Genomic DNA, 24,047 nt, shown 5'->3' with positions numbered 1-24,047 from the left:
CTTATTCCCGCCCCCGTGCAACGCGACCGGAAGCAGGCCCCAGCAGGGCGGCAATGTCTTCAAACACGCTCTGCCACTGCCTGTCGTCCATTTCCAGCAAACCGAAATACCGTAAAAGAAAAGCCCCTTCAGCCGCCAGGTAGGCGATACGGGCAGCGCGTTCTTCGTCACTGCCCGGTTGTAAATTTTCAAGACGCGCAGCATGCCAGCGCCGAATCCACTCCCGCAGGTCGTCAGACTCCATCAGCATGGCCAGATGGCATGCTGCCCTGACGTTCAGGCGCTCTTCAGCGGCGGTTATGCGCACATGTGCCTGGACTTTTTCCAGATCAGAAATCTGCTCCACGGGGCGGCCTGTCACCTTCTCCAGGCATTCATCGTAATTTGCGGCCCAGCGCCCGGCCATGGCCTGCACCAGCCCGCTCTTGGTTCCAAAGCAGGACTGAACGCCCCCCTTGGAGATGCCGGCCGCCTGTGCCACCGCGCCGATGGTCAGCGCTGTTGCGCCACCTTCGGTGACAATGTCTTCCGCCATGTCCAAAACCCGGTCACGGTCAATGGAACGGGGCTTGCTCATATTGCACTCCTTTTCAATCAATACATACGTATGTATTTAAACTGAAGGTTCCAGTCAATACGAAATTACACACCTGCTGCCAGCCCTTATGCAAATATGGAGTACACTGCACGGCAGCAGCCCGCTCCGCTGTCCCGGCCTGCTGCGAAGCGCGCCGGGAAACCGCTGGCCTTTGCATGGACTTCATGACAAATTTTGGCTATACAATGCTGCTACGCAACCAGATTTTACGCAGGAAAACACATGGTAAAGCAAGAAAATATACGCAATTTTTGCATTATTGCCCACATCGACCACGGCAAGTCAACCCTGGCCGACCGCATTCTTGAGCTTACCCAGGTGGTTAGCCAGCGTGAGGCGCGGCAGCAATATCTTGACAGAATGGATCTCGAACGCGAACGCGGCATTACCATCAAGGCCCAGACCGTCCGCATTCCCTACATTGCCGCCGATGGTCAGGAATATGAGCTGAACCTCATCGATACCCCCGGCCACGTGGACTTCAACTATGAAGTTTCACGCTCGCTGGCGGCCTGCGAAGGCGCTCTTCTGGTGGTGGACGCCACCCAGGGTGTGGAAGCGCAGACCCTGGCCAACGTCTATCTGGCTCTGGACCACGACCATGAAGTCATTCCCGTGCTCAACAAGATAGACCTGCCCAGCGCTGAGGTTGACCGCGTCAAGGCTGAAATTGAAGAAAGCATCGGCCTCGACTGCTCCCAGGCCCTCCCCGTGTCCGCTAAAACAGGCATGGGCGTGGACGCCGTGCTGGAAGCCATCGTGCACCATCTGCCCGCGCCCAAAGGAGACCGGGCGGCCCCGCTCAAGGCACTTATTTTTGACTCCTGGTACGACAGCTACCAAGGCGTGGTGGTGCTTTTTCGCATCATGGACGGCAGCGTACGCAAGGGCGACACCGTGCGCCTCATGAGTACCGGCAAGGAATACGAAGTGCTGCGCCTGGGTGTTTTTTCGCCCGAGCCTACTGACGTCAAAGAACTTTTCGCCGGCGAGGTGGGTTTTCTCTGCGGCTCGATCAAAGAACTGGGCGATGCCCGTGTGGGTGATACCATCACCCATGCCGACCGCCCCGCAGAAACGGCGGTTCCCGGCTTCAAGGAAGTGAAAGCCATGGTTTTCTGCGGGCTTTACCCCACAGAATCCGAAGATTATGAAAACCTCAAGGCTGCACTGGAAAAACTCCAGCTCAACGATGCCGCATTTTCCTACGAACCGGAAACTTCGCAGGCTCTCGGCTTCGGCTTCCGCTGCGGTTTTCTGGGTCTTCTGCATATGGAAATCATCCAGGAGCGCCTGGAGCGGGAATTTGAGGTGGGGCTTATCGCCACCGCGCCTTCCGTGGTTTACAAGGTGGTGACGATGGACGGCAAAACGCTGGAAATTGACAACCCCAGCCACCTGCCCGACCCTACAAAAATCGACACCCTTTATGAACCCTACGTGAGTATGGATATTCATGTGCCCAACGAATACGTGGGCAACGTCATGAAACTTTGCGAAGAAAAACGCGGCACACAAAAAAACCTGCACTACCTTGCCGCCAACCGCGTGGTGGTTACCTACGAACTGCCTTTTGCCGAAATTGTTTACGATTTCTTTGACCGGCTCAAATCGGCCACGCGCGGCTATGCCTCTATGGATTATCATCCGCTGGACTACCGTGCCTCTGACCTGGTGCGCCTGGACATCATGCTCAACAGCGAACCCGTCGACGCCCTGGCCGTCATCGTGCACCGCGACCGTGCCTATACCTACGGCCGCGGACTGGCCCTCAAGCTCAAGCGCACCATTCCGCGCCAGCTTTTCCAGGTAGCCATTCAGGCGGCCATCGGCCAGAAGATTATCGCCCGCGAAACGGTCTCCGCCTTCCGCAAGGACGTGACGGCCAAATGTTACGGCGGCGATATAAGCCGTAAACGCAAACTCCTGGAAAAACAGAAAGAAGGTAAACGCCGTATGAAGCGCATGGGCAACGTGGAACTGCCGCAGGAGGCATTTCTGGCGGCCCTCAAGGTGGGCGACGAGTAGGGCAGATACACAATCTGGCGCAAACGGAAGGGAATCTTTTTACAGAAAGCTTCCCTTCTTTCGCTTCCTCATGTGGCAGCGTCACGCGCAACTGCCCTATGGCTGGCCCGGTACACGCCTGCCACAAACGCGAAAACCGGCTTCAGCCCGGCCCAAAGAATCAGAAACCGAAGCAAGGCCGCCGAGGCGCGTGTTGCGCTCCGGAAAAGCATGTGCCGAATGCTGTCACGTACTTCCCCGGGATTGCAGGTTGCAATACGCCGCTGCTTTTTACATCCGCATGCGGCGCATGGCGTCTTCGCTGACGCCCATGCGCCGCATGCACATATTGAAATAGGCCCGCCAGGGAAAATAGCTGGTGTCGCCGCGCCATTCAGGATTCATGGCCGTCGCTTCCCGCCGGCACTGGCGGTACGCCTCAATATCCTGCTGTTCTTCAAATGTCAGCGGCCGCTGCTCACGCGGCGCGCAGGAACACAGGCATGCCGCAAGAACAAGGCCGAGCACAAGTGCTGTGCGCACACCGCCCCCTGCCCCCGCAACAGTCGAGAAAAACGCAGATCTCGCATTGCCGGCCTTGTTGGCAGGCCTCCAATCATGAACGTGGCCGGGACCAACACCGTTTCCGCATTCCGCCATATGCCTGACCACATGGTCATGAGGGCGGCTGCCCGCCGGTTTCGTCCTGTTCATGCTTTACTCCCGGCGGTTTTCGCCGCCTGCGCATGCAAAAGGCCGCACCCTCGGGCGCGGCCTTTTGCATTTATCCAGTCATGGGTAACGCCCTAGTACGCATGCTCGTCATCCAGATCCTTGGGCAGCACCGGCGCGGAGAACAGCCGGTACATCCAGAACTGGTACAGCAGTACGATGGGAACCATCACAAGCGCCACACCCAGCATAATCTTGAGCGTCAGCTGGCTTGAAGCGCCGTTGAAGGCCGTGACAGTGGCGGCCGGGTCAATGGAAGAAATGATCATACCCGGGTACATGCCCATAACGCCAAAGAAGGTAACGCCCAGGATGAAAAGAGCGCTGAAGCCCCAGGCCAGCCACAGTTTGCCCGCATGCAGCATTATGCGCGCACCGATCAGGCCCGCGAGGGCCACCAGGGGCAGAACAAGCAGCGCGGGCATGGCCAGATAGTTATCGTACAGCTTGGTGTAAAACGCTGTAAGGATAAGAAAGGCCACCAGCAACACAAGCATGATGGGCCACACAAAGCTGGCCGTGGCCACCGCGCGGATCTGCAGTTCGCCCCGGCTTTTTATGGCCAGCCACAGGGACCCGTGCAGCACGAACATGCAGAGGAAGAATATGCCGCCTGCCAGTCCGTAGACATTGAGCAGGGCGAGCAGATTGCCGTGATACACGCCCTGAGCATCCACGGGGATGCCCATGAACAGGTTGGCAAAAGCCACGCCCAGCAGAATGCAGGGGACGAGATTGGCTACAAAATGGACGCCGTCCCACAGGCTGCGCCATGCGGTATGCTCCACCTTGCTGCGAAACTCGAAAGACACCGCCCGGAAAATCAGGGCAAAGAGCAGCATCAGCAGCGGCGCGTACAGGGCGCTGAACATGACCGCATATGCCTTGGGAAACGCCGCAAAGGTCACACCGCCAGCGGCGATGAGCCATACCTCGTTGCCGTCCCAGAACGGCCCGGCGGCGTTATACATGATGCGCCGTTCATTTTCGTCTTTGCCCAGAAAGGGCAGCAATGAACCCATGCCCAGGTCAAAACCGTCCAGAATAAAGTACACGGCCCACAACAATGCCCACAGCACAAACCAGGTTGTTTCCAGCATGGCTACACCTCCTGGGCGTCCGGGCCCTTGATGGCAAATTTGCGCAGCAGATAGATGTCCAGAATGCCAAGCAGCGAGTATACGCCGATAAAGGCCACCAGAGAAATGACCACATTGTCGGCCGGTATGGGCGAAACGGCATCTGTGGTGCGCATGAGATTATAGACGATCCATGGCTGGCGGCCGATTTCCGTCACGGCCCAGCCCACCATCAGGCCGATGTAGGGCAGTGGAATATTGTACACCAGCAGCCTGAGCAGCAACGGGTTGGGGTTTTCCTTCTTGCGCTGGAAAAAGGCCCATGCCGAAAGCACCAGAAATATGCCCGCCAGGGCCACCATGGTGCGGAATGTCAAAAACACGGGCAGTACCGGGGGCCGGTCTTCCTTGGCAAAAGCCTTGAGGCCCTTCACCTCGGCGTGCACATCGTCAAAGGCGATCCAGCTCAGCAGGCCGGGAATGCCGAGGGCCTGCACGGTATTTGTTTCATTTTCCGGGTCAGGCCACACCAGCAGATAGAAAGGCACGTCAGACTGTGTTTCCCAGTGCGCTTCCATAGCGGCCAGCTTGGCAGGCTGATACTTGGCCACGGTCTTGCCCTGCTGGTCGCCGGAAAGGGCCAGCAGCAGCACGAAGATCAGGGTAAAAGGCGCCACCATCCTGAAAGAACGGCTGAAAAATTCGGTATTGCTCTTGCGCAGCAGATGCCAGGCCGAAACGCCAAGCACAAAGAAACCGCCGAGCGCCCACGAGGCTATGACGGTATGCGCATACATGCCCCAGGCGTAGGGGTTTGTAACGACATCATAAAAGCTTGAAAGCTCGGCGCGGTTGTTGGCTTCGTTGATGTAGTAGCCCACGGGGTTCTGCATGAAGCCGTTGGCAAGAATGATCCAGAGCGCAGAAATATTGCCTGCGATGGCCACAAGCCATATGGAGGCGAGGTGCAGCTTCTTGCCCACACGGTTCCAGCCGAAGTGCCAGACCGCCAGAAAGGTGGACTCGAGAAAAAAGGCCACCGTGGCTTCAATGGCAAGCAGCGAGCCGAAAATATCGCCCACATATTCAGAATACCTTGACCAGTTGGTGCCGAACTGGAATTCCAGTGTAATCCCGGTCACCACGCCCAAGGTAAAGTTGATGACAAAAAGTTTTCCCCAGAATTTGGTCTGTTTTTTCCAGAAGTCGTCCCCGGTCCGTACATAGCGGGTTTCCATCCAGGCAATAATTACCGAGAGGCCCAGCGTGAGAGGCACGAAAACAAAGTGAAAAAACACGGCCACAGCGAATTGCAGACGCGAAAGCATTACGACGTCCATTAGGCCCTCCTTGGATATCCTTACCGCGATTTACTATTTCCAACAAAGAAAGGCAAGTAATTATGAATATTGATACACCCATAACATACTGCCAAACGTGACTTTCTGCCTTTTGGATTTTTTTGTCCAATGGCAAAATGGCCTCCGAAGCTACAATTTTTTCACCTCGCAGCCATCACGCCCCTTGAAAAATCAAAAAGCGGTATTATCTGCAAGGATATCGCTTTTCAGGAGGTTTGTCATGGCAGAGGCAGATAGGAATCCCCGCCAGTTTCGTGCAGAGGTGCGTAAGGTTTTACATATCCTTACCAACTCCCTCTATACCAACCGGGAAATTTTTTTGCGTGAGCTTATTTCCAACGCTTCGGACGCGCTGGACAAACTGCGTTTTCGCATCAACCGCGGCGAAAGCCCCCGCTTGCCCGATCTGCCGCTGGAAATTCGCATCTCACTCGACAAAGAGGCGAAAACCATCACCATTGCCGATACCGGTCTGGGCATGACCGCCGATGAACTGGCGGAGCACCTGGGTACCATAGCCAAATCCGGTTCAGAGCAGTTTTTGGCCGACATCGCGGCCGAAAAGGCTGCCAAGGCAACATCCGCCAGCGGCAAGGACGATACCGCAGACGAAGAGCAAAACGCCGGGGCCGAGGCTGATGCCGCCAATATCATCGGGCGCTTCGGCGTGGGCTTTTACTCGGTCTTTATGGTGGCTGAAAAAGTAACTGTCACCTCGCGCCCGGCATTTGGCGAAGACAGCGCCGCCCACACCTGGACCAGCGATGGCCTTGGAACCTACACGGTCGCGCCGGCGGAAGGCGACGAGCCACAGCGTGGTACGGTTATCACTGCATGGCTCAAGGACGATGCCGTGGAGTTTCTTGAAAAATTCCGCGTAGAGTCTGCCATCCGCAAGCACTCTGCCTTTGTGCCTTTTCCTGTCCTTGTGGACGGCGAGCAGGTCAATACCCAGCCCGCCCTGTGGCGTGAGCCCAAGTTTTCCGTCACGCAGGAGCAGTACGCGGCCTTTTACAAGGCTCTTACCTATGACAGCAAAGACCCGCTGGATGTGCTGCATTTTTCCGTTGACGCTCCCGTGCAGTTCAACGCCCTCTTTTTCATTCCCGACAACGCCCAGGATTTCTTCGGCGCAGACCGCGACTTCTGGGGGCTGGATCTCTACGCCCGCCGCGTGCTGATCCAGCACCGCAACAAGGAACTGATCCCCGAGTACCTGGCATTCCTCAAGGGCGTGGTCGACACCGAAGACCTGCCCCTGAACATCTCGCGCGAAACACTTCAGGAAAACGTGGTCCTGCGCAAGATCAACCAGGTCATCATCAAGCAGACCCTCGGCCATCTTGAAAAGCTGGCAAAAAATGATGCGGAAAAATATGCGGCCTTCTGGCGACTGCACGGGAAGGTTTTCAAGCTCGGCTATCACGATTTTGCCAACCGCGAGAGGGTCACTGCCCTGCTGCGCTTCAATTCTTCCACCCTGGCCGACGCCGAAGCCCTGACCAGCCTGGACGAATACATGGACCGTGCGCCCGAAGGCCAAAAAACCTTCTGGTATGTGGCCGCGCCCAACCGTGAGGCAGCGCGCCTGAACCCGCATATGGAGCGCTTTCGCCAAAAGGGCATAGAGGTTCTCTATCTTTTTGAACCCATTGACGAATTCGTCATGGACGGCCTTGGCCGTTACAAGGAATGGGACTTCAGGTCTGTGGAAACCGCGGCTGATGACGCCCTCAAGGACTTCAGCGACAAGGAAAGCCCGACCCGCGAGGCCGCCGCACCCCTTTCGGACGAAGATAGCGCCAGCTTTGACGGCCTGCTGACCCGCATGAAGGAAGTGCTGGGCGACAAGGTAACGGAAGTGCGCGTTTCGCACCGCCTGGCCGACAGCCCCGCCGTGCTTGTCTCGCCTGACGGCGGCCTTTCCTCGTCTATGGAAAAGCTGCTCAAGGTCATGCAGAAGGACGATTCCCTCCCGGTAAAAGTGCTGGAGGTCAACCGCGACCACCCCCTGCTGCGCAACATGCTGCGCATGTTCAAGGCCGACAGCAGCGACAGGATCCTGGCCGAGATGACCCAGAGCCTTTTTGATGCCAGCCTGCTGCTGGACGGCTACCTCAAAGACCCGCAGGCCCTGGCCGCCCGCACCGGCAAACTGCTGGAAGAAGCCGCAGCCTGGTATACAGAGGTGCGCAAAATATAAGGGCGCGGGGAATGGCTGCTTTTACAAAAGCTCCTCCTCCGCGCCCTGCTCTCAACACCCTTGGCCATGGATCAAAGCCGTCGCCCGGGCTGCCTGAAAGACAAAGACCACCCGCCATGCGGGTGGTCTTTGTCTTTGCGCAGTTCATGTGCACCGGCAAAAAAATGCCAGCGGCTGCTCAAAAAACACGCTGCGCCGGGGCGGCATAAAAACCGTTTCCGCGCAATCGCGCTGAATACAGCAATCCTTCCGTGACAGCCCCGATGGCGTTTTACCAGCCGGGGATTTTGCCACCACTCCTATAGAATGCGCACGCCGTCTTCTTCCACCAGCACGGTGTACTCCCAGCGCACCCCACCCCACTGGCGGTAATACAGGCCCGGCTCCACGGTAACCACCATCCCCGGCTCAAGCACGCCTTCGGCACGCGGTGAAAGGCTGGGGGCCTCGTGGGTTTCAAGCCCCACGCCGTGGCCCAGCCCGTGGGTAAAGGCATCGGCGGTACCGGCTTTTTCAAATACTGCCCGCGCATGGCCGTAAGCATCCCTCAGCGGCTGCCCGGGGCGCATGGATTCTATGGCCGCGGTCTGCGCCTGACGCACAAGGTCATAGGTACGGCGGAAGGCGTCTGTGGGCTGCTGCCCCACCCAGAAGGTGCGGGTCTGGTCCGAGCAGTAATCATCCACCCGGCAGCCAATATCTACAAGTACCGGGCAGTTGTCGATCACAGGCTCATCCCCCGGTATGGCGTGGGGCAGGGCCGCATTCTTGCCTACAGCCACAATATTGGCAAAGGCCAGTTCCGAAGCGCCGTTTTCGCGAAAGAATTTTTCAATAAGCCAGCTTACCCGGCTTTCAGTCCGCCCCGGCTCAAGCTGGCCTTCAATCCACTGCAACAGCTTATGGTTGAGCGCAAAAGATTTTTCCAGCGCCGCCACTTCGCAAGGGTCCTTGATACGCCGCAGATGTTCCACCAGGCCATCGGCAGCCTCGCAGTACAAACCCGGCCCGGCCGCAGCCAGATCACGGGCAAAGGCCAGAGTCGTACCCTGCGCCTCAATGCCGATGCGCCCGCCGCAGTCCCGCAGCAGTCCGTAGATATCCCTGGCTGCGTAACCGCCATAGATAAAAACACGCTCCTCATCCCACAGGCGAACGGCGGCATCCAGATAGCGGGGGTCTGTGGCCAGCCAGTCGCGACCGTCGGCGGTAATCACCAGCCGCCCGGCGCTTTCGTTATACTGCGGATCGTGCAGCTCAAAACCTGAAAGGTAAAAACGGTTGGCGGCCTGGCTGACAAGCAGCGCGTCCAGGCCGCGCCTGTGCATGGCCCGGCGAAGCTGTTCGCGGCGGGCGGCATATATCTGCTTCATGAGTATTCTCCTGCCGCCAGTATAGCGCGTGCGAACAGCCCTGAAAAGTTGAAAAATATCCGCCGCCAGCAGCCCGTCGCGAACAGCAGCGGCCGCAGCATATGTCCCTTTGGGAACAAGCATTGTCGCCCCTGCAAAAGCCACATTAAAAAAGGGGGTTTAATTATCCCGTTTACCCGGCAGCGCCCGGTTGACCAGTTGACCAAGTACGCCTATAGTCAGCGCATGTCGCAACCAACTTCATGCGAGCTGAGTGTCCTGGACCTTGTGCCCTTTGGGCAAACCGGCAACGAAAGCCGCTTCTTCGCACTGCGCCTTACCCGCCCCGAATGGACCAAGTGGCGGCCGGGCCAGTTTGTCATGATCCGTCCCCAGTCTTTCGGGCTTGAAATCCCCTGGGCACGGCCCCTCGGCATATGCCATATGACCGCCCGCCACATGATCTGTTTTTTTCAGGTTGTGGGCAAAGGCACAAAGCGCATGTCCGAACTGCGCCCCGGTGACAGGGTGCGCGCATGGGGTCCCCTCGGCAACGGCTTCGTCACCGAACCCGATACTCCCACGCTGCTGCTGGCCGGGGGCATGGGCATTGTGCCTTTTGTGGGCTATGTGAGCGAGCATCCCAAGCCCTGGAACGTCACGATGCTTTTCGGCCATCGCGAATCCATAAGCTGTTATCCCGTGGACAGCATCAATGAACATGTGCCGCTTGACAGCCTGCGCGAGACCGTACCCGGCGATCTGGACAATTTTATATTTTCCATACAGGAGCGCATGACGGAATACGCCGAACAAAAAGGCCTTGTTCTGGCCTGCGGCCCCACGCCGTTCATGCGGACCGTGCAAAAATTCGCCGCCGAACTGGGCGTGCGCTGCCAGCTTTCTCTCGAAAACCGCATGGCCTGCGGCGTGGGAGCCTGCCTTGGCTGCGTGACCAAAACAACAGAAGCCTGGCCCGTACCCGCCAAACGTGGCAGCCAGGTGCAGGCGTGCAACCACGGCCCTGTATTCTGGTCAGACCAGATAGAACTGTAGTCCGTTGAAAAAGAGCGCACGGGGCATTGCAGCACTGTTTTGCCCCGCAGCGCCGTTTGTAGCCGGAACATGCGTCCCACGCGCCTGCCCGGCGCGACCGGCAGCAGAGCAGGCCTTGCCCCGTTTTCCGGCACGGCACGAGTTTTCAAAAAAATCCGCGCAGAGCGGTTGATGTTTTCAGCTTCAGAGGCCGCGCGCCCTGTTGCAAATATTTTTTCGCAAAGGCTGAAAACGCCCCCCCTGCCGTTGTACCGCGCAAACACCTTGCGCTTTTATGGCCCGCTTCGCCCTTGCGCCGAAGAAATTCGCATGCAGACAGCCTGCGCGGCACATGCCAGACCGTACGGCTGTTGCCGTCATCGGCGGGCCTTGCGGATACCAGTTGCGGTGCGGTGGGCACTTGCCCGCACCAACGCGAGCGCTTTCAATGTGAAACTGCTCGCGTTCTGCACCGTTCCCGGGCGCTTTTACGCCATGAGCATCCCGCTCTCTGCCAGGCACGGCAGGTTCGCCGGAAAACAGGCCGCACAGCCCGCACGTTTTCCCAGCGTTCCCTGCCGCAAAGGCAGCGGCAGAAAAACATGGCGGACACGCCCCGGCGGGCACAAAACACCTTGCCACCCCCGCCCGGCGCATGGATGTGCGCCCCGGCGGGTCTGCGTGGTTACTGGAGAATGCGGTATGGACCTTTCTGTTACGCTGAACGGGCAAACACACGATCTGCCCCTCAAAAACCCCATACTTACGGCTTCCGGCACGTTTGGCTACGGTGTGGAATTCGCCAGCTACGGCGACCTTGCCGGTCTTGGCGGCATGGTGGTCAAGGGGCTTTCCCTCGAGCCGCGCGAGGGCAATCCCACCCCGCGCATCGTGGAGACCGTCTCCGGCATGCTCAATGCCGTTGGCCTGCAAAATGACGGCGTGGATGTTTTCTGCACGCAAAAGCTTCCCCTGCTGCCCTGGCAGGAGACTGCCGTTATCGCCAACATTTACGCCTCTTCTGCCGAAGAATTCAGCCGTCTGGCCGCCCGCCTCAATGACGAGGAAGGCGTGGCCGCCCTGGAGGTGAACGTATCCTGCCCCAACGTGCGCGAAGGCGGCGTGGCCTTCGGCCAGGACCCGGGCATGATCGCCCAGGTCACGTCCATCGTGCGCCACGCGGCCCCCGGCAAGCACATCATGGTCAAACTTTCGCCCAACGTCACCGACATCACGGTTATGGCACGCGCGGCGGAAGACGCCGGGGCAGACAGCATATCCTGCATCAACACCCTGCTGGGTATGGCCGTGGACCTGCAAACCCGCCGTCCGTCACTGGCAAACGTGGTGGGCGGGCTTTCCGGCCCGGCCATCAAGCCTGTGGCCCTGCGCTGCGTATGGCAGGTGGCCCGCGCGGTCAAGATTCCCGTAATCGGCGTGGGCGGTATCTCCTGCGTGGAAGACGTGCTGGAATTCATCCTGGCAGGCGCGCACGCGGTTCAGATCGGCACGGCAAACTTCATGCGGCCGGACTGCGCCTTTGACCTTGTACAGCAACTGCCCGAAGCCTGCGAACGTCTGGGCATCACCTCGCTGCAAGAGCTGCGCGGCAGCCTGCAAGTGGACTGATTTATGGCGCTTAACGTCATTGCAGCCCGGTCCGAGGCGGAAACAGGCCAGTTTCTGGACCTGCCCTGGAGCATTTATGCCCAAAGCCCCCTGTGGACCCCGCCCATAAAAAGTCAGGAGCGGGAACTGCTCACGCCGGGGCAGCACCCCTTTTGGGAAAGCGCCCGCCGCAGGCTTTTTCTGGCCCTGCGCGACGGACGGCCCGTGGGGCGCATAGCCGCCATTATTGACGATAAATACAATGCATACACAGGCGAAACCTGCGGCGCCTTCGGCTTTTTTGAATGCGAAAATGACCGCGAGGCCGCCCATGCCCTGCTGGATGCCGCGAAAAGCTGGCTGGCAGCCCAGGGAACGACCTTTATGCGCGGGCCGTTGAACCCCTCCGCCAACTATACCTGCGGCCTGCTGGTGGACGGCTTTGAACTTGCCCCCACCATCATGATGCCCTGGAACCCGCCCTACTATGCGGAGCTGCTTGAAAGCTGGCATCTGCGCAAGGAGCAGGATCTTTTTGCCTATCTTATAGAAAGAAAAAATTTCAACCCGCCGGAATGGCTCCACGAAGAAGTGGCCCGCCTCAAAAAAGAGGGGCATTTCACCTGTCGCACTTCCGGCAAGGCTACGCTGACCCAAGACATCCGTGACATGTTCACCCTGTACAAGGAGTCGTGGGCGCAGAACTGGGGTTTCTCGCCCTTGTCGGACGCCGAAGCCGAACAGCACGTCAAAGAACTCAAGGCCGTGCTGGACACGGATTTTTTCGTGCTCTTTTTCCACAACGGCAAACCGGCTGCGGGCATGGTTGCCCTGCCCGACATGGCCCCCCTGCTGCGGCGCCTCAACGGCAAACTGGGGATTACAGCGCCGTGGCACTGGTGGCAGGCGCGCTCCGAAATACGCGGCGGCTACCGCATCATTCTTTTCGGCATCCGTGAAGAATTCCGGCTCATGGGCCTGCCCCTGCTTTTGCTGGACTATCTGATGGAAAAAGCCCATCAGAACCCGGACTTTCAGTGGGTTGAAGCCTCGTGGGTCCTTGAAGACAACGTGGCCGTCAACGATCTTATCGAAGATTTTTCAGGCCGCCTCACCAAGCGCTACCGCATCTACCGCAGGGAGATCGGGGCATGAGCGCGGCGGCTCACGGTACAGGTATGAACACATTTTCTGACGTTGCGGGCAAGACCGCCCCCAGCCAGGCAGACAAACCGGCAAAAAGCCAGCCAGACGGCCGGGCAGACCATCAGCCGGGGCAGAATACAGGCTGCGCCGGCACCGGCCATCTCACGGGCGTCCGGGTGCTGCTCACTGGCGGAACCGGCTTTGTGGGGCGGCACCTGTTGCCGCAACTGCTTGAAGCCGGGGCGCAGGTGACCTGCCTCACGCGCTCAAGCTCGCACATTGCCCACCTGCCCCAAGGCGTGGCTGTGGCCCAGGCGGATCTCGGCAGCGGGCGCGGCCTGGCCGAAGCACTTGAGGGGCAGGACATGGTCATACACATGGCCGCACTGCTTTTCGGCCTGGGCTGGCAGGACTACCTGCGCGCCAATGCCCGCGCCGCCCGCAGCCTGGCAGATGCCGTCATGCGGGCCGACAGGGCTGCGTGTACCGGCGAAAATGGAGGGAGCAAAGGCATCCGCCGTTTTGTGCTGGTGTCCAGCCTGGCTGCCACCGGTCCCTGCGGCACAGCCCCCGGTGTGGAAGACGATACACCACCTGCGCCCGTTTCCGCATACGGCTGGTCAAAAATGCTTACCGAGCAGATTCTGGGGCGCGCCCTGGGCGACCGCCTGGTCACCCTGCGACCGCCCATCATTTATGGCTCCGGCGACAAGGGCCTGCTGCCCGTGTTCAAGGGCGTCATGTCCGGTCTGGCTGTCAGTCCCGGCGCGGGGCGGGAATTTCCCGTCAGCGCCATACACGCCCGCGACATGGGGCAGGCCGTCATTTGCGCCTGCCGCCCCGAAGCAACGGGCGTCTACCACCTCAGCGACGGTCAGGAACACACCATGAGCAGCTTTTGCCGCATCGTGGGATCTGCGGTGGACAAGGCCCTTGAACGCGAACCGCGGCGGGTGCGCGTCATCCGCATGCCCCTGCCCGTCATGGCGCTCACCGCCGGGCTGTCTTCGGCTTTCGGCATTATGGCTGACGCCCTGCTGGCCCGGCTGCCCGCCCGCTTCGGCGGACGCCTGCGCCGCGCACCCAACTGGAATATGGACAAATACCGCGAAGCCCGTCAGGCGGGCTGGCTGTGTAACGGCAGCCGCATACGGCGCGAACTTGGTTTCACGCCGTGCATGAGCCTTGAGGCGGGAATGAAAGAAGCTGTAGAAGGCTACCGCCGTGAGGGCTGGTTGTGAAGATAACGATTCAGGAACTTTCCAAGTCATTTGGCGGCCGGGATATTTTCAGCAATTTTTCACTGGAGGTGGACTCCGGCGTGCGTTTGTGCGTGTGCGGTCCCAACGGCACGGGTAAGTCCACGCTTTTACGCCTGCTGGCCGGGGTGGATGCCCCGGACGGCGGCCGTGTCATCCTGCCGCGCGGTTGCCGCATGGGCTATGTGGAACAGGAGCTTTCAGAAGAAGCCCTGGACACCCCCCTGCTGACCTACGTGCTGGACGTGCTGCATGACTGGAGCGATTTTTGGGCGCAATGGGAAGATGCCGCCGCCAGCAAGGACGAAGCCCTGCTGACCGAGCTTATGCACCGGCAGAGCGAGCTTGAAGCGCGCTACGGCTATAATCCCGAGCACCGGGCCAAGGCTGTGCTTTCAGGACTGGGCTTTGCCGAGCGCAAGTGGCACCGCACCCTGCGCGAACTTTCGGGCGGCTGGCGCGAGCGCGCCAAGCTGGCCCGTGTGCTTACCGCCGGGGCCGATGTACTCCTGCTGGACGAACCCACCAACCATCTGGATATGGAAGCCGTGGAGTGGCTGGAGTCCTTTCTGCTGGACTTCAAGGGCGCGCTGGTCTTTGTGGCGCACGACCGCCGCTTTATGGACACGGTGGGCACGCATGTGCTTTACCTCGGCCTTTCGCGACCCGTATTCCGCAAGGCCACCTATACCCAGTTTCTGACCCTTCAGGACGAGTATAACGCCCAGCGCGAACGCGAAGCCCGCGCCCTCAAGGACGAGCTTGACCGCAAAATGGCCTTTGTGGAGCGCTTCCGCGCCAAGGCCACCAAGGCCCGTCAGGCCGGGTCGCGCCAGAAAATGGCGAAAAAGCTGGAAAAAGAGCTGGAAGACTACCGGCCGGAACCCAAGCGCAAAGAGCTGAATTTCACCTGGCCCGAAGCACCGCATTCTGAAAAAATCGTGCTCTCTGCCGCAGACCTGGACTTTCACTTCAACGACGGCAAAAAAATGTGGCCGCCGCTGAGTTTCACCCTGTATCGCGGCCAGCGCATCGCCCTGGTAGGACACAACGGCTGCGGCAAGTCCACCCTGCTCAAACTGCTGGCAGGCAATCTTGAGCGCTGCGGCGGCAATATGGTCACCTCGTCCCAGGTGCGGCTGGGCTACTATACCCAGCACCAGATGGACACCCTGCGCGGCGACACCACAGTGCTTGGCGAAATCCGCCGCCTGTCCGACCCCCGCACCACAGAAGAAGAGCTTATGAGCGTGCTCGGGCTGTTCATGCTGGGGCAGGAATACTTTGACCGTCAGGTCAGCGGCCTTTCAGGCGGCGAAAAAAGCCGTCTTGTGCTGGCAAGCCTGTTTCTGAAGCGCTGCAACTTTCTGCTGCTGGACGAACCCACCAACCATCTGGACCTTGAAAGCCGCGAGGCGCTCGTATCGGCCCTGCAAAAATTCACAGGCACCCTGCTTATGGTGGCCCACGACCGCTGGCTGCTCTCTCAGGTGGGCGCGGAAGCATGGGAGCTTGACAAAAGCGGCCTGACTGTGTTCTCGGATTTTGCCGCATATGATGCCGAACGCCGCTCGCGCATGGCAGGTACGGGGCAAACGGCCCCGGCCGTTTCCGGCGGCTTGGCCTCCGGCCGGAACGCTTCGGGTGATCAGGCGCAGGAGGCTTCGGCACAAAATCTTTCGCGCGAAGAGCAAAAACGCCTCAAACGCGAACAGGCCGAAAAGCGCAACGCCCTGCACAAGGAAATCAAGCCCCTGCAAAGCAAGTATGACTCCCTGGAAAAAGAACTTACCGGGGTGCTTGAAAAACAGGGCACGGTGGAGGCCCAGCTGGCCGACCCCGAAGTCTACGCCGAGCACGAAAAGGCTGCGGAACTGCTGAAGAGTTTTGAAGCCTGCAAAAAACGCGGCGAAGACATCTTTGAGGAAATGACCGCTCTTGACGAGCGCATGGAAGCCGTGCGCGCACGGTGGAATACAGAAGACTGATCCAGGCTGAATACGGCGCATGGCCCGCCTGCGGTTCCGTCCACAGGCTCGGGGCCGCATGGCCGGGTGCAGCAACGTGCCTGCCGCTTGCAGGTCCTGCTACATTGCCCCTTGACGGGCATGCTGCGGCCGGCCTGGGGTACTTGCAAAACACGCCCCAGACCCGGTGCTCCCGGATCAGTCAGGTGTAAAGGAAAATATCCGGAATGGACAACACGCAAACCATTGACGTGGCGGCGGGCATCATCTGGCGCGGCGGACACTTTCTGGCCTCGCAACGCCCCACCAACAAGGTTATGGAAGGCTACTGGGAATTTCCCGGCGGCAAGATAGAAGGCGATGAAAGCCCTGAAGAAGCGCTCAGGCGCGAACTGGCTGAAGAGCTGGGCATAGGCGTACGTGAAGCCAGCTACTGGCAGTGCGTGGAGCATTGCTATGCTGACCGCAAGCTCAACGTACGCCTGTATTTCTTTCATGTTACCGATTTTTCCGGCGAGCCGTGCCCCGCCGAAGGGCAGAACCTGCGCTGGATCAGCCCTGACGAGGCCCCGGCGCTGGACTTTTTGCCCGCGGATTCCGGCGTGCTTGAACAGTTGCTGACCCTCGGCAAGCTGAACGGCGCTCCTGAATGATCGCCCTGAGAAGACCAGAACTGAAGCTCAGGGAATCTCTGTTCTCGAAGGGGTAATACACGCCCGTTACGGCGCCTGACAGTGCAAACAAGCTGGCGCTTGTGTTGCCGCCTCTTTCCGCGCCGATACGCCCGTAGCCCGGCGCAGGCCTTGCCAGCGCCCAGGCCCCGCCACTTCAGCCGCGTCAGGCTGTATTTCCACAATCCACAGGCCCGGTACAGTCAGGCTCTGGGCCACTGTACGGCGCGTATTTCCGGCTCCTTGCGGGCCGGTTTTCTTTTGTGGCCCAGCACTCCGGCCGGGGCCATGACATTTTCCACCGGTCCCTGTCCTTCACCCTGCCCAGGCTGCGACACTGGCGATGTTTGCGCCGCGCTGTTTTCCGCCAGCAGGGCCTCGCCCAGGCTGCCGCTGCCCCCCCCGGCGGATGGCACCGCATCGGGGCGCGCCCCGGGGGCAAGCCCATGCCGGAGCACTTCACGCGTGCGGGCAAAAAGATTGCTCAGAATGGAGTTGGACACCAGCATGCCGCTGCGCGTCAGCCGCAGATAGCCGTTGCGGATGCGTATAAGCCCGTTTTCATGCAAAGCCTGCACCAGCCGCTGGTGGTCGCGCACAAAATCCCTGCCGGTCATTTCCCGGTAGGCCTTCACCCGCAGCCCCCGCGTCGTGCGCAGGCGCAGCATGAGCAGTTCCAGCACTCTGGTCTGCGGTGTCAGCTCCTCCACATCCTGCCCGAGGCTGCCCTCGCGGGTGCGCACGTCCCAGGCTTTCTGGCTGGCCGGATTGGTCCATCGGCGGCCGCCGATGGTGGACGTGGCTGAAGGTCCCAGGCCCAGGTAGTCCTCCCCTTCCCAGTAGCCCAGATTGTGACGGCACTGAAAGCCCATGCGGGCAAAATTGGATATTTCGTAGTGCAGATAGCCGTGCTGTTCCAGCAGGGCCGCGCCCTCCATAAACATGATGTTCTGGTCGCGTTCCGGCGGCAGCATAAGGCGGCCTTCCTCCACGTCCAGCTCCAGCGGCGTACCCGGCTCAAGAGTCAGCCCGTAGGCCGAAATATGGTCCGGGCTCATGCGCATCACATCCTTGAGCGTTTGCAGCCATTGGCGCACACTCTGCCCCGGCAGCCCCCACATGAGATCCACATTGATATTGGCGCAACCGGCCTCGCGCGCAAGAAAGGCCGCATGCAGGCTGTCCTGTGCCTTGTGCGGACGGCCCAGCATGCGCAGCATGCCTTCATCAAGGCTCTGTATGCCAATGGAAAGACGGTTGACGCCCGCCTCAAGATACTGGGCCACGCGGTGCCCGCCGCGCAGGGACTCCGGATTGGCCTCAAGCGTCACCTCGGCTTTGGGAACCAGCGTGAAGTAGCGCCCCAGGCGCTCCATAACCAGAGCTATGACGCGCGGCGGCAAAAGGCTTGGCGTGCCCCCGCCGAAAAATACCGTCTGCACCGGGCTGCCGCCCAGCCGGTCGCCCCAGTGGGCAAGCTCCATAAACAGGGTGTCCACATAGTCGCGCACGGCCGGAGACGACACGGGGTCCACCCCGCGCCCCAACGGGCTGGAATAAAAGGCACAGTAGCGGCAGCGCGTGCTGCAAAAGGGAACATGTATATATACGAGCATAGGATTTTCCAGTGACAGAAAAATGGCGCGGAAATGCGGCACAGGGCCGCCTTACGGCATTATTGCAAAGAACATGCCCCACCATGCCCGCAGTACCACCTCCTGACAAGCCCCATGCAGGCCCGCAACTGGCCGAAAAGCCGTTCACCCTGCCCGGAGCCGCAAAATACCGCGTGTCTTTCCGCCGGGGGGGGCAATCCCGCGCCCTTGGCAAAAAGCCCCCGGCAGCGTATATTCCCCTACCCGGACAGGCCGCCGCATCAGGCAGGCCGTCAGCCGTCAGCCGCATCTTGCCGGCACACATACGGCACATATGAGGAGAATGCAGCCCATGGACATACGCTTTCAAAATCTTGGCCCGGAACACTGGAAAGGCGAGGTCATGCTGGCCCCCGTCTGCCAGGACGAGGTCCTGACAGAAATTTGCCCCCAGATGGACAAGGCCGCCCCCTGGCTGGCCATAGCCCCCGCCCTGCGCGACTTCAAGGGCAAAACCGGTGAACTGGCCCTCATGCACGGCCACCCCGAACTCGCCGTACCCCGTGTACTGGCCGTGGGCCTTGGCCCCCGTGAAAAGGTGGACACCGCGGGCATTCGCAAGGCTGTTGCCGCCGCCGTGCAGTTGTGCCGCCAGAAGGGCTTTGGCTCCATCCTCCTGCCCGAACCGGCCCTAGCCCGCCTGCCCGGCGGCCGTGAGCGCCTGGTAGAAGAATGCGTGTGCGCCTCCCTGCTGGCCCTTTACCGCTTTACGGCCCTGAAAAAGGCCGAAAAAGACGAGCCTGCCGAGCCGCAGTGGCTGGCCCTGGGCTTTGACGGGCAGGAAGTGCCCGACGCCTCGCATGCCGCCGCCCGCAAGGGTGAAAACGCGGCCTGGGCCGTTATGCTTGCCCGTGACCTGGCGAGCACGCCGCCCAACCTGCTGTACCCTGAAAAACTGGCCGAGCGCGCCCGGGAACTGGCCCGCGAAAAGGGCTTTGCCTGCACCGTGCTTGACGAGCACGAGCTTGAAAAAGAAAGCATGGGCTGCCTGCTGGCCGTAGGCCAGGGTTCCGGCCGTCCGCCCCGTCTTGTTATTCTTGAGCACGCCCCTGAAGGGCATGAACAGGAAAAACCCCTCATTCTTGTGGGCAAGGGCATCACGTTTGATACGGGCGGTATCAGCCTCAAACCTGCCGCCAACATGCACCAGATGAAAGCCGACATGACCGGAGCCGCCACAGTGCTGGCCACCCTGGCCGCGCTGGCCCAGGAAGATGCGCCCCGCCGCGTCATCGGCCTGCTGGCCTGCGCCGAGAACATGCCCGGCGGCCGGGCCATGCGCCCCGGCGACGTGGTGCGCGCCGCCAACGGCGACAGCGTGGAAATACAGAATACCGATGCCGAAGGCCGCCTTGCCCTGTGCGATGCGCTGGCCTACGCCCAGAAAACGTGGACGCCGGCCGCCCTGGTCGATATAGCCACCCTTACCGGTGCGTGCGCCGTGGCTCTTGGCACACAGATCGCCGGGCTTTTCAGCGACGATGCAGACCTTGCCGAGCGCATCCGTGCGGCCGGAGGCGCATGCGGCGAGGAATACTGGCCCCTGCCCCTGTGGAAGCCCTATGCGGAACAGCTGAAAAGCGATGTGGCCGACATCTGCCACATGGGTCCGCGTGAAGGCGGAGCCATCAATGCCGCCCTGTTTTTGCAGCACTTCATTCAGGAGGGCGTGCGCTGGGCGCATCTGGACATTGCCGGGGTGGACTGGGTTTCCAAGCCCACGCCCCTGTGCCCCACCGGGCCTTCGGCCTTTGGCGCGCGCACGCTGCTTGAACTGGCCAGGGGAGGCGTTCTGTAATGATGAAGGTGTATCTTATCGGCGCAGGCCCCGGCGATCCGGGCCTGCTGACCCTCAAGGGCCGCGATGCCCTGGCCGCTGCGGATGTGGTGGTGTATGACGCCCTTGCCAATGACAGCCTGCTTGGCCACGCCAACCCCGCTGCGGAAAAGATTTATGTGGGCAAGGTGGCGGGCAACCACGCCCTGCCCCAGCATGAAATCAATGCCCTGCTTGTGCGCAAGGCCAAAGAAGGCAAGGTTGTGGCCCGCCTGAAAGGCGGCGACCCGTACATCTTCGGGCGCGGCGGCGAAGAAGCCGAAGAGCTGGTGGCCGCCGGAGTGCCTTTTGAAGAAATACCCGGCATCACGAGCACCATTGCGGCCCCGGCCTATGCGGGCATTCCGCTGACGCACCGCGACTTCGCCTCTTCCGTCACCATCATCACCGGGCATGAAAACCCTGACAAGCCCGGCTCCGTGCACAACTGGCCCGCCCTTGCGGCCAGCGCCTCTACCCTGGTCTTTGTCATGGGCATGAAAAACCTGCCCGATATCGCCCGCAACCTGCTGGACGCGGGCATGGCCCCCGACACTCCGGCAGCCCTTATCTATCGCGGTACAACGCCCCGACAGCGCAGCCTCGTGTCTACCCTGGCCCAGTTGCCCGCCGCCGCCGTTGAGGCCAGATTCACCAATCCCTCGGTTATTCTTGTGGGCAAGGTGGCAAGCCTGCACAAAACCCTCAACTGGTTTGAGCAAAAACCGCTTCTGGGCCGCGGCGTGGTTGTCACCCGCGCCCGTGAACAGGCCAGCGGTCTGGCCGCCAGCCTGGCCGAACTGGGCGCGGATGTGATTCAGTGCCCCACCATTGAAATCAGCCCCATGGCCGATTATGCGGAACTGGACGACGCCCTGAACCGCCTGGCCGAATACCGCTGGATTATCTTCACGTCGGTCAACGGCGTACGCCACTTCTGGCTGCGTCTGGCGCAAGCCGGAAAAGACAGCCGTGCCATCGGCAGCTGCAAGGTGGCCGCCATTGGTCCCGCCACTGCCGAAGCCCTGACACGGCGCGGCATCACCCCGGACTTCATCCCCGAGCGCTACGTGGCCGAAGGCGTGCTTGAGGGTCTTCTGGCCCGCGAAGGCGGCGACGTGAAAGACAAGCGCTTTCTCCTGCCCCGCGCGGCCAAGGCCCGCGAGGTGTTGCCCGACGAACTGCGCAAGGCCGGAGCCGTGGTGGACGTCATCGCGGCGTACGAAACCATTGCCGCCGCCCATCGCAAGGATGAGGTGCTGGAACGCATCAAGGAAGGCAGGCTGGACTGCGTGACTTTCGGCTCGTCCTCCACTGTGGAGAACTTTCTTTCCCTCATCCCGGCGGACGTGCTCAAGGCCCACCCCGAGGTACAGCTTGCCGCCATCGGCCCCATCACGGCAGACACCCTGACGGCTCATGGCCTGCCCTGCCACATCCAGCCCGAGGAATACACCATTCCGGCGCTGGTGGAGGCCCTGAAAAAGCACTTTGCCAGAGTCTGACCCACAGGCTGGCTTTGTTACGGCGTTGCGGGGAAGGGACCCTTTTGTAAAAGAGCTCCCTCCCCACACCCCAAAACTTTCATTTTCTTTTCAGCATGCCACATGGAGCCTCCTGATCCCAAGCAGGGTACACCAAGGCAGCGACCCCGCACAGAAAAGCTCTAATACAACGGAAACCTCATGCCACTGAATATCGCCATACTGGCCTCGGGCAGCGGCTCCAACGCCCAGGCCATCATTGACAAGGCCGCAGCAGGCGTTCTGGACGTGAACGTCTGCTGCATCATCTGCAACCGGCCCGGCGCGGGCGTTATCGAGCGTGCCGCCAGGGCGGGCATTGCCTGCGTGGTGCTGGACCACAAGGCATACCCCGACCGCGAAAGCTATGACCGGGCAGTGGTGCAACACCTTCAGAAGTACGACGCGAGGCTTGTGGTGCTGGCGGGCTACATGCGTCTGCTCAGCCCGGTTTTTCTGGATGCGTTTTCCGGCAGGGTCATCAACATCCACCCCGCGCTGCTGCCGAGCTTTCCCGGTGTGCACGGGGGCGCGGACGCCCTTGAGTACGGCGTCAGGATATCGGGCTGCACCGTGCATTTTGTAGAAGAAAAAATGGACGGCGGCCCGGTTATCATTCAGGCCGCCGTACCCGTGAACCCCGGCGAAGATGTTGATGACCTCATGCAGCGCATCCACGCCATGGAGCATCGCATCTATCCGCAGGCCATACAATGGCTTGCGCAGAACCGCATCAGCGTGTGGGGCCGCGAGGTACATGTGGCCCCAGGCTCTGCCGTCGCCACTGTTCCCGACGGCCAGTGGCTGGTGTACCCGCCGCTGGAAGAGGGTTTTTAGAAGAATTTTACTTTGCAATGCCTTGTGGGGGGAGGAACATTTTTGTAAAAGGGTCCCTCCCCCACAAAAATCTTTATTCTTGTTTCAATCTGTTACAGGGATTCCCCTACCCAACAGCCCCTTCCAGACATAGCACTGTCTCAATGCTGCCCTGTCTCAAGAGGTGTTTCTAGAACATTTCACACTTGAAATGCCCTACAAGGATTTGTCTCCAATTTCTTGTCGCCAAATGATTATAGGGCGGCTTCGCCGACCGTTAAACAATCATTTGAAGCGTTAATTGCTCTAGCCAAAAATATCCACAATGGCTCTCGCGTCCATATCAGGGCTGATGGGGCGCAGTGCCAGACGGCGGAAATCGTCGGGCCTGTCCATATCCAGCCGCAGATCCGGGCGGCACAGCCATTCCTCATCGGGGTCAAATGTACCGATGCGGAATTTTTTGGCATTGTCCCATATATAGTTGAGGCAGTGCTCGCGCTGCGAAGGCTCCACGGCCTTCTGGTCCAGGCTCTCAAGCAGCTCGCGCGAAAGCACCTCTGCCCCAAGCCCGTCCGGCCAGAGATTGTTGCGTGGAATGTGGTTATAGGCGTAATCCCACCGGCCCGCGCAGTAAAAATCCACCAGCCTGTCCACGGCACCGCCCCAGATAAGGGGGTTGTCTGCACATACGCGCACCACAAGCCCGGCATCTGCCAGTTTCGCCGCCTGGCAAAAACGCGCCAGCACATCGTCTTCCGGCCCGGCCATGCAGGGTATGCCCCGGCGGCGCAGGTGCTCCAGCAGCACCACATCCAGCGGAGTATCGGGCACGGCCACCATGATGCCATCCAGACGGCTTGCCGCGGCAAGGCGGCGCGCCACCCAATCGATAACCGGCAGATCACGCAGGCAGAGCAGGGATTTCAGCGGCAGACGGCTTGAACCCAGCCGGGCCTGTACTATGGCGACAACCTTGCCTTTGCTGGTCATATTTTCCTCCGCCGTGTCCGGCGATAGTGGGTATTCCTGAACGGCATGGCGCCCTGCATCTGGAACAGCGTACCCTTGAGACAATATTGTCTGCCCGAAGACACTGCTTCTGCCTCCAGATCGGCCCCTGTAACAGCCTGAAATAAAAAATTCAGCAGGAAGGGGGCGTGGGCGTCATTCGTATAGGGGAGGCGACCCGTTTGCAAAAGGGTCTCTCCCTCACAAC

18 protein-coding genes are annotated in these 24,047 nt (G+C 60.3%); 11 read left to right on the top strand and 7 right to left on the bottom strand.

What is annotated here, in order from left to right; genetic code table 11:
* Nucleotide 1: 1 nt before the first annotated feature.
* Nucleotides 2-577 (bottom strand): TetR family transcriptional regulator, encoded by a 576-nt coding sequence (locus tag ACZ495_RS12835; RefSeq protein WP_015939197.1) that lies wholly within the window; start codon nt 575-577, stop codon nt 2-4.
* A gap of 243 nt (nt 578-820) precedes the next feature.
* Here ACZ495_RS12835 and lepA point away from each other — a divergent pair, with 243 nt between their 5' ends.
* Nucleotides 821-2,626: a translation elongation factor 4 gene (lepA, locus tag ACZ495_RS12830; RefSeq protein WP_015939198.1), complete on the top strand. Its 1,806-nt coding sequence runs from the start codon at nt 821-823 to the stop codon at nt 2,624-2,626.
* Between the two features lie 270 nt (nt 2,627-2,896).
* Here lepA and ACZ495_RS12825 read toward each other — a convergent pair whose 3' ends face one another.
* From ACZ495_RS12825 to ACZ495_RS12815, 3 genes are all read right to left on the bottom strand, one after another.
* Nucleotides 2,897-3,148 (bottom strand): hypothetical protein, encoded by a 252-nt coding sequence (locus ACZ495_RS12825; protein WP_015939199.1) that lies wholly within the window; start codon nt 3,146-3,148, stop codon nt 2,897-2,899.
* A gap of 263 nt (nt 3,149-3,411) precedes the next feature.
* On the bottom strand, nt 3,412-4,437 hold the full coding sequence (gene cydB, locus ACZ495_RS12820) for a cytochrome d ubiquinol oxidase subunit II (protein ID WP_015939200.1): 1,026 nt from the start codon (nt 4,435-4,437) through the stop codon (nt 3,412-3,414).
* A 2-nt stretch (nt 4,438-4,439) separates the two neighbouring features.
* Entirely contained in the window at nt 4,440-5,756 is a 1,317-nt protein-coding gene (locus ACZ495_RS12815) for a cytochrome ubiquinol oxidase subunit I (protein WP_464262382.1), read from the bottom strand.
* Nucleotides 5,757-5,997: 241 nt separating this feature from the next.
* On the opposite strand from ACZ495_RS12815, the gene htpG reads away from it, so the two are divergent.
* Nucleotides 5,998-7,980 carry a molecular chaperone HtpG gene (htpG, locus tag ACZ495_RS12810; protein ID WP_394026986.1) on the top strand — a complete coding sequence of 661 codons (1,983 nt, stop codon included), beginning with the start codon at nt 5,998-6,000 and terminating at the stop codon, nt 7,978-7,980.
* 299 nt (nt 7,981-8,279) lie between these two features.
* On the opposite strand, the gene ACZ495_RS12805 is transcribed toward htpG, so the two are convergent.
* On the bottom strand, nt 8,280-9,353 hold the full coding sequence (locus ACZ495_RS12805) for a M24 family metallopeptidase (protein ID WP_296983133.1): 1,074 nt from the start codon (nt 9,351-9,353) through the stop codon (nt 8,280-8,282).
* Nucleotides 9,354-9,578: 225 nt separating this feature from the next.
* Here ACZ495_RS12805 and ACZ495_RS12800 point away from each other — a divergent pair, with 225 nt between their 5' ends.
* The 6 genes from ACZ495_RS12800 to ACZ495_RS12775 all read left to right on the top strand — a co-directional run bounded on the left by ACZ495_RS12800 (nt 9,579) and on the right by ACZ495_RS12775 (nt 17,000).
* A complete protein-coding gene (locus tag ACZ495_RS12800) occupies nt 9,579-10,388 on the top strand; it encodes an iron-sulfur cluster-binding protein (protein ID WP_015939204.1) in 810 nt (269 codons plus the stop codon).
* Between the two features lie 681 nt (nt 10,389-11,069).
* Nucleotides 11,070-11,996: a dihydroorotate dehydrogenase gene (locus tag ACZ495_RS12795; protein WP_464262381.1), complete on the top strand. Its 927-nt coding sequence runs from the start codon at nt 11,070-11,072 to the stop codon at nt 11,994-11,996.
* Nucleotides 11,997-11,999: 3 nt separating this feature from the next.
* The gene (locus ACZ495_RS12790; protein WP_072311330.1) at nt 12,000-13,130 is read left to right on the top strand and encodes a hypothetical protein; all 1,131 of its coding nucleotides are present in this window, start codon (nt 12,000-12,002) and stop codon (nt 13,128-13,130) included.
* Nucleotides 13,131-13,153: 23 nt separating this feature from the next.
* Nucleotides 13,154-14,362 (top strand): NAD-dependent epimerase/dehydratase family protein, encoded by a 1,209-nt coding sequence (locus ACZ495_RS12785; protein WP_394026981.1) that lies wholly within the window; start codon nt 13,154-13,156, stop codon nt 14,360-14,362.
* A complete protein-coding gene (locus ACZ495_RS12780; RefSeq protein WP_464262380.1) occupies nt 14,359-16,368 on the top strand; it encodes an ABC-F family ATP-binding cassette domain-containing protein in 2,010 nt (669 codons plus the stop codon). The genes ACZ495_RS12785 and ACZ495_RS12780 overlap by 4 nt, the downstream gene beginning before the upstream one ends.
* A 206-nt stretch (nt 16,369-16,574) precedes the next feature.
* Nucleotides 16,575-17,000, top strand: a complete 426-nt coding sequence (locus ACZ495_RS12775) for a (deoxy)nucleoside triphosphate pyrophosphohydrolase (RefSeq protein WP_015939209.1) — start codon at nt 16,575-16,577, stop codon at nt 16,998-17,000.
* Between the two features lie 221 nt (nt 17,001-17,221).
* Here ACZ495_RS12775 and hemW read toward each other — a convergent pair whose 3' ends face one another.
* Entirely contained in the window at nt 17,222-18,634 is a 1,413-nt protein-coding gene (gene hemW / locus ACZ495_RS12770; protein WP_464262379.1) for a radical SAM family heme chaperone HemW, read from the bottom strand.
* A 331-nt stretch (nt 18,635-18,965) separates the two neighbouring features.
* Between hemW and ACZ495_RS12765 the strand changes: the two genes are divergently transcribed.
* The 3 genes from ACZ495_RS12765 (at nt 18,966) to purN (ending at nt 22,849) form a co-directional block, all read left to right on the top strand.
* On the top strand, nt 18,966-20,471 hold the full coding sequence (locus ACZ495_RS12765) for a leucyl aminopeptidase (protein WP_464262378.1): 1,506 nt from the start codon (nt 18,966-18,968) through the stop codon (nt 20,469-20,471).
* A 2-nt stretch (nt 20,472-20,473) separates the two neighbouring features.
* Entirely contained in the window at nt 20,474-21,994 is a 1,521-nt protein-coding gene (gene cobA / locus ACZ495_RS12760; protein WP_041725061.1) for a uroporphyrinogen-III C-methyltransferase, read from the top strand.
* A 180-nt stretch (nt 21,995-22,174) separates the two neighbouring features.
* Entirely contained in the window at nt 22,175-22,849 is a 675-nt protein-coding gene (purN, locus tag ACZ495_RS12755; protein ID WP_015939213.1) for a phosphoribosylglycinamide formyltransferase, read from the top strand.
* Between the two features lie 285 nt (nt 22,850-23,134).
* Here purN and ACZ495_RS12750 read toward each other — a convergent pair whose 3' ends face one another.
* Nucleotides 23,135-23,821 (bottom strand): cytidylyltransferase domain-containing protein, encoded by a 687-nt coding sequence (locus tag ACZ495_RS12750; RefSeq protein ID WP_015939214.1) that lies wholly within the window; start codon nt 23,819-23,821, stop codon nt 23,135-23,137.
* Nucleotides 23,822-24,047 lie beyond the last annotated feature (226 nt).

The sequence above is a fragment of the Desulfovibrio sp. GTC20076 genome (genome assembly GCF_055385905.1).
Note: the sequence above shows the minus strand (reverse complement) of the source record. Positions and strands in the feature narration are given on the sequence as shown.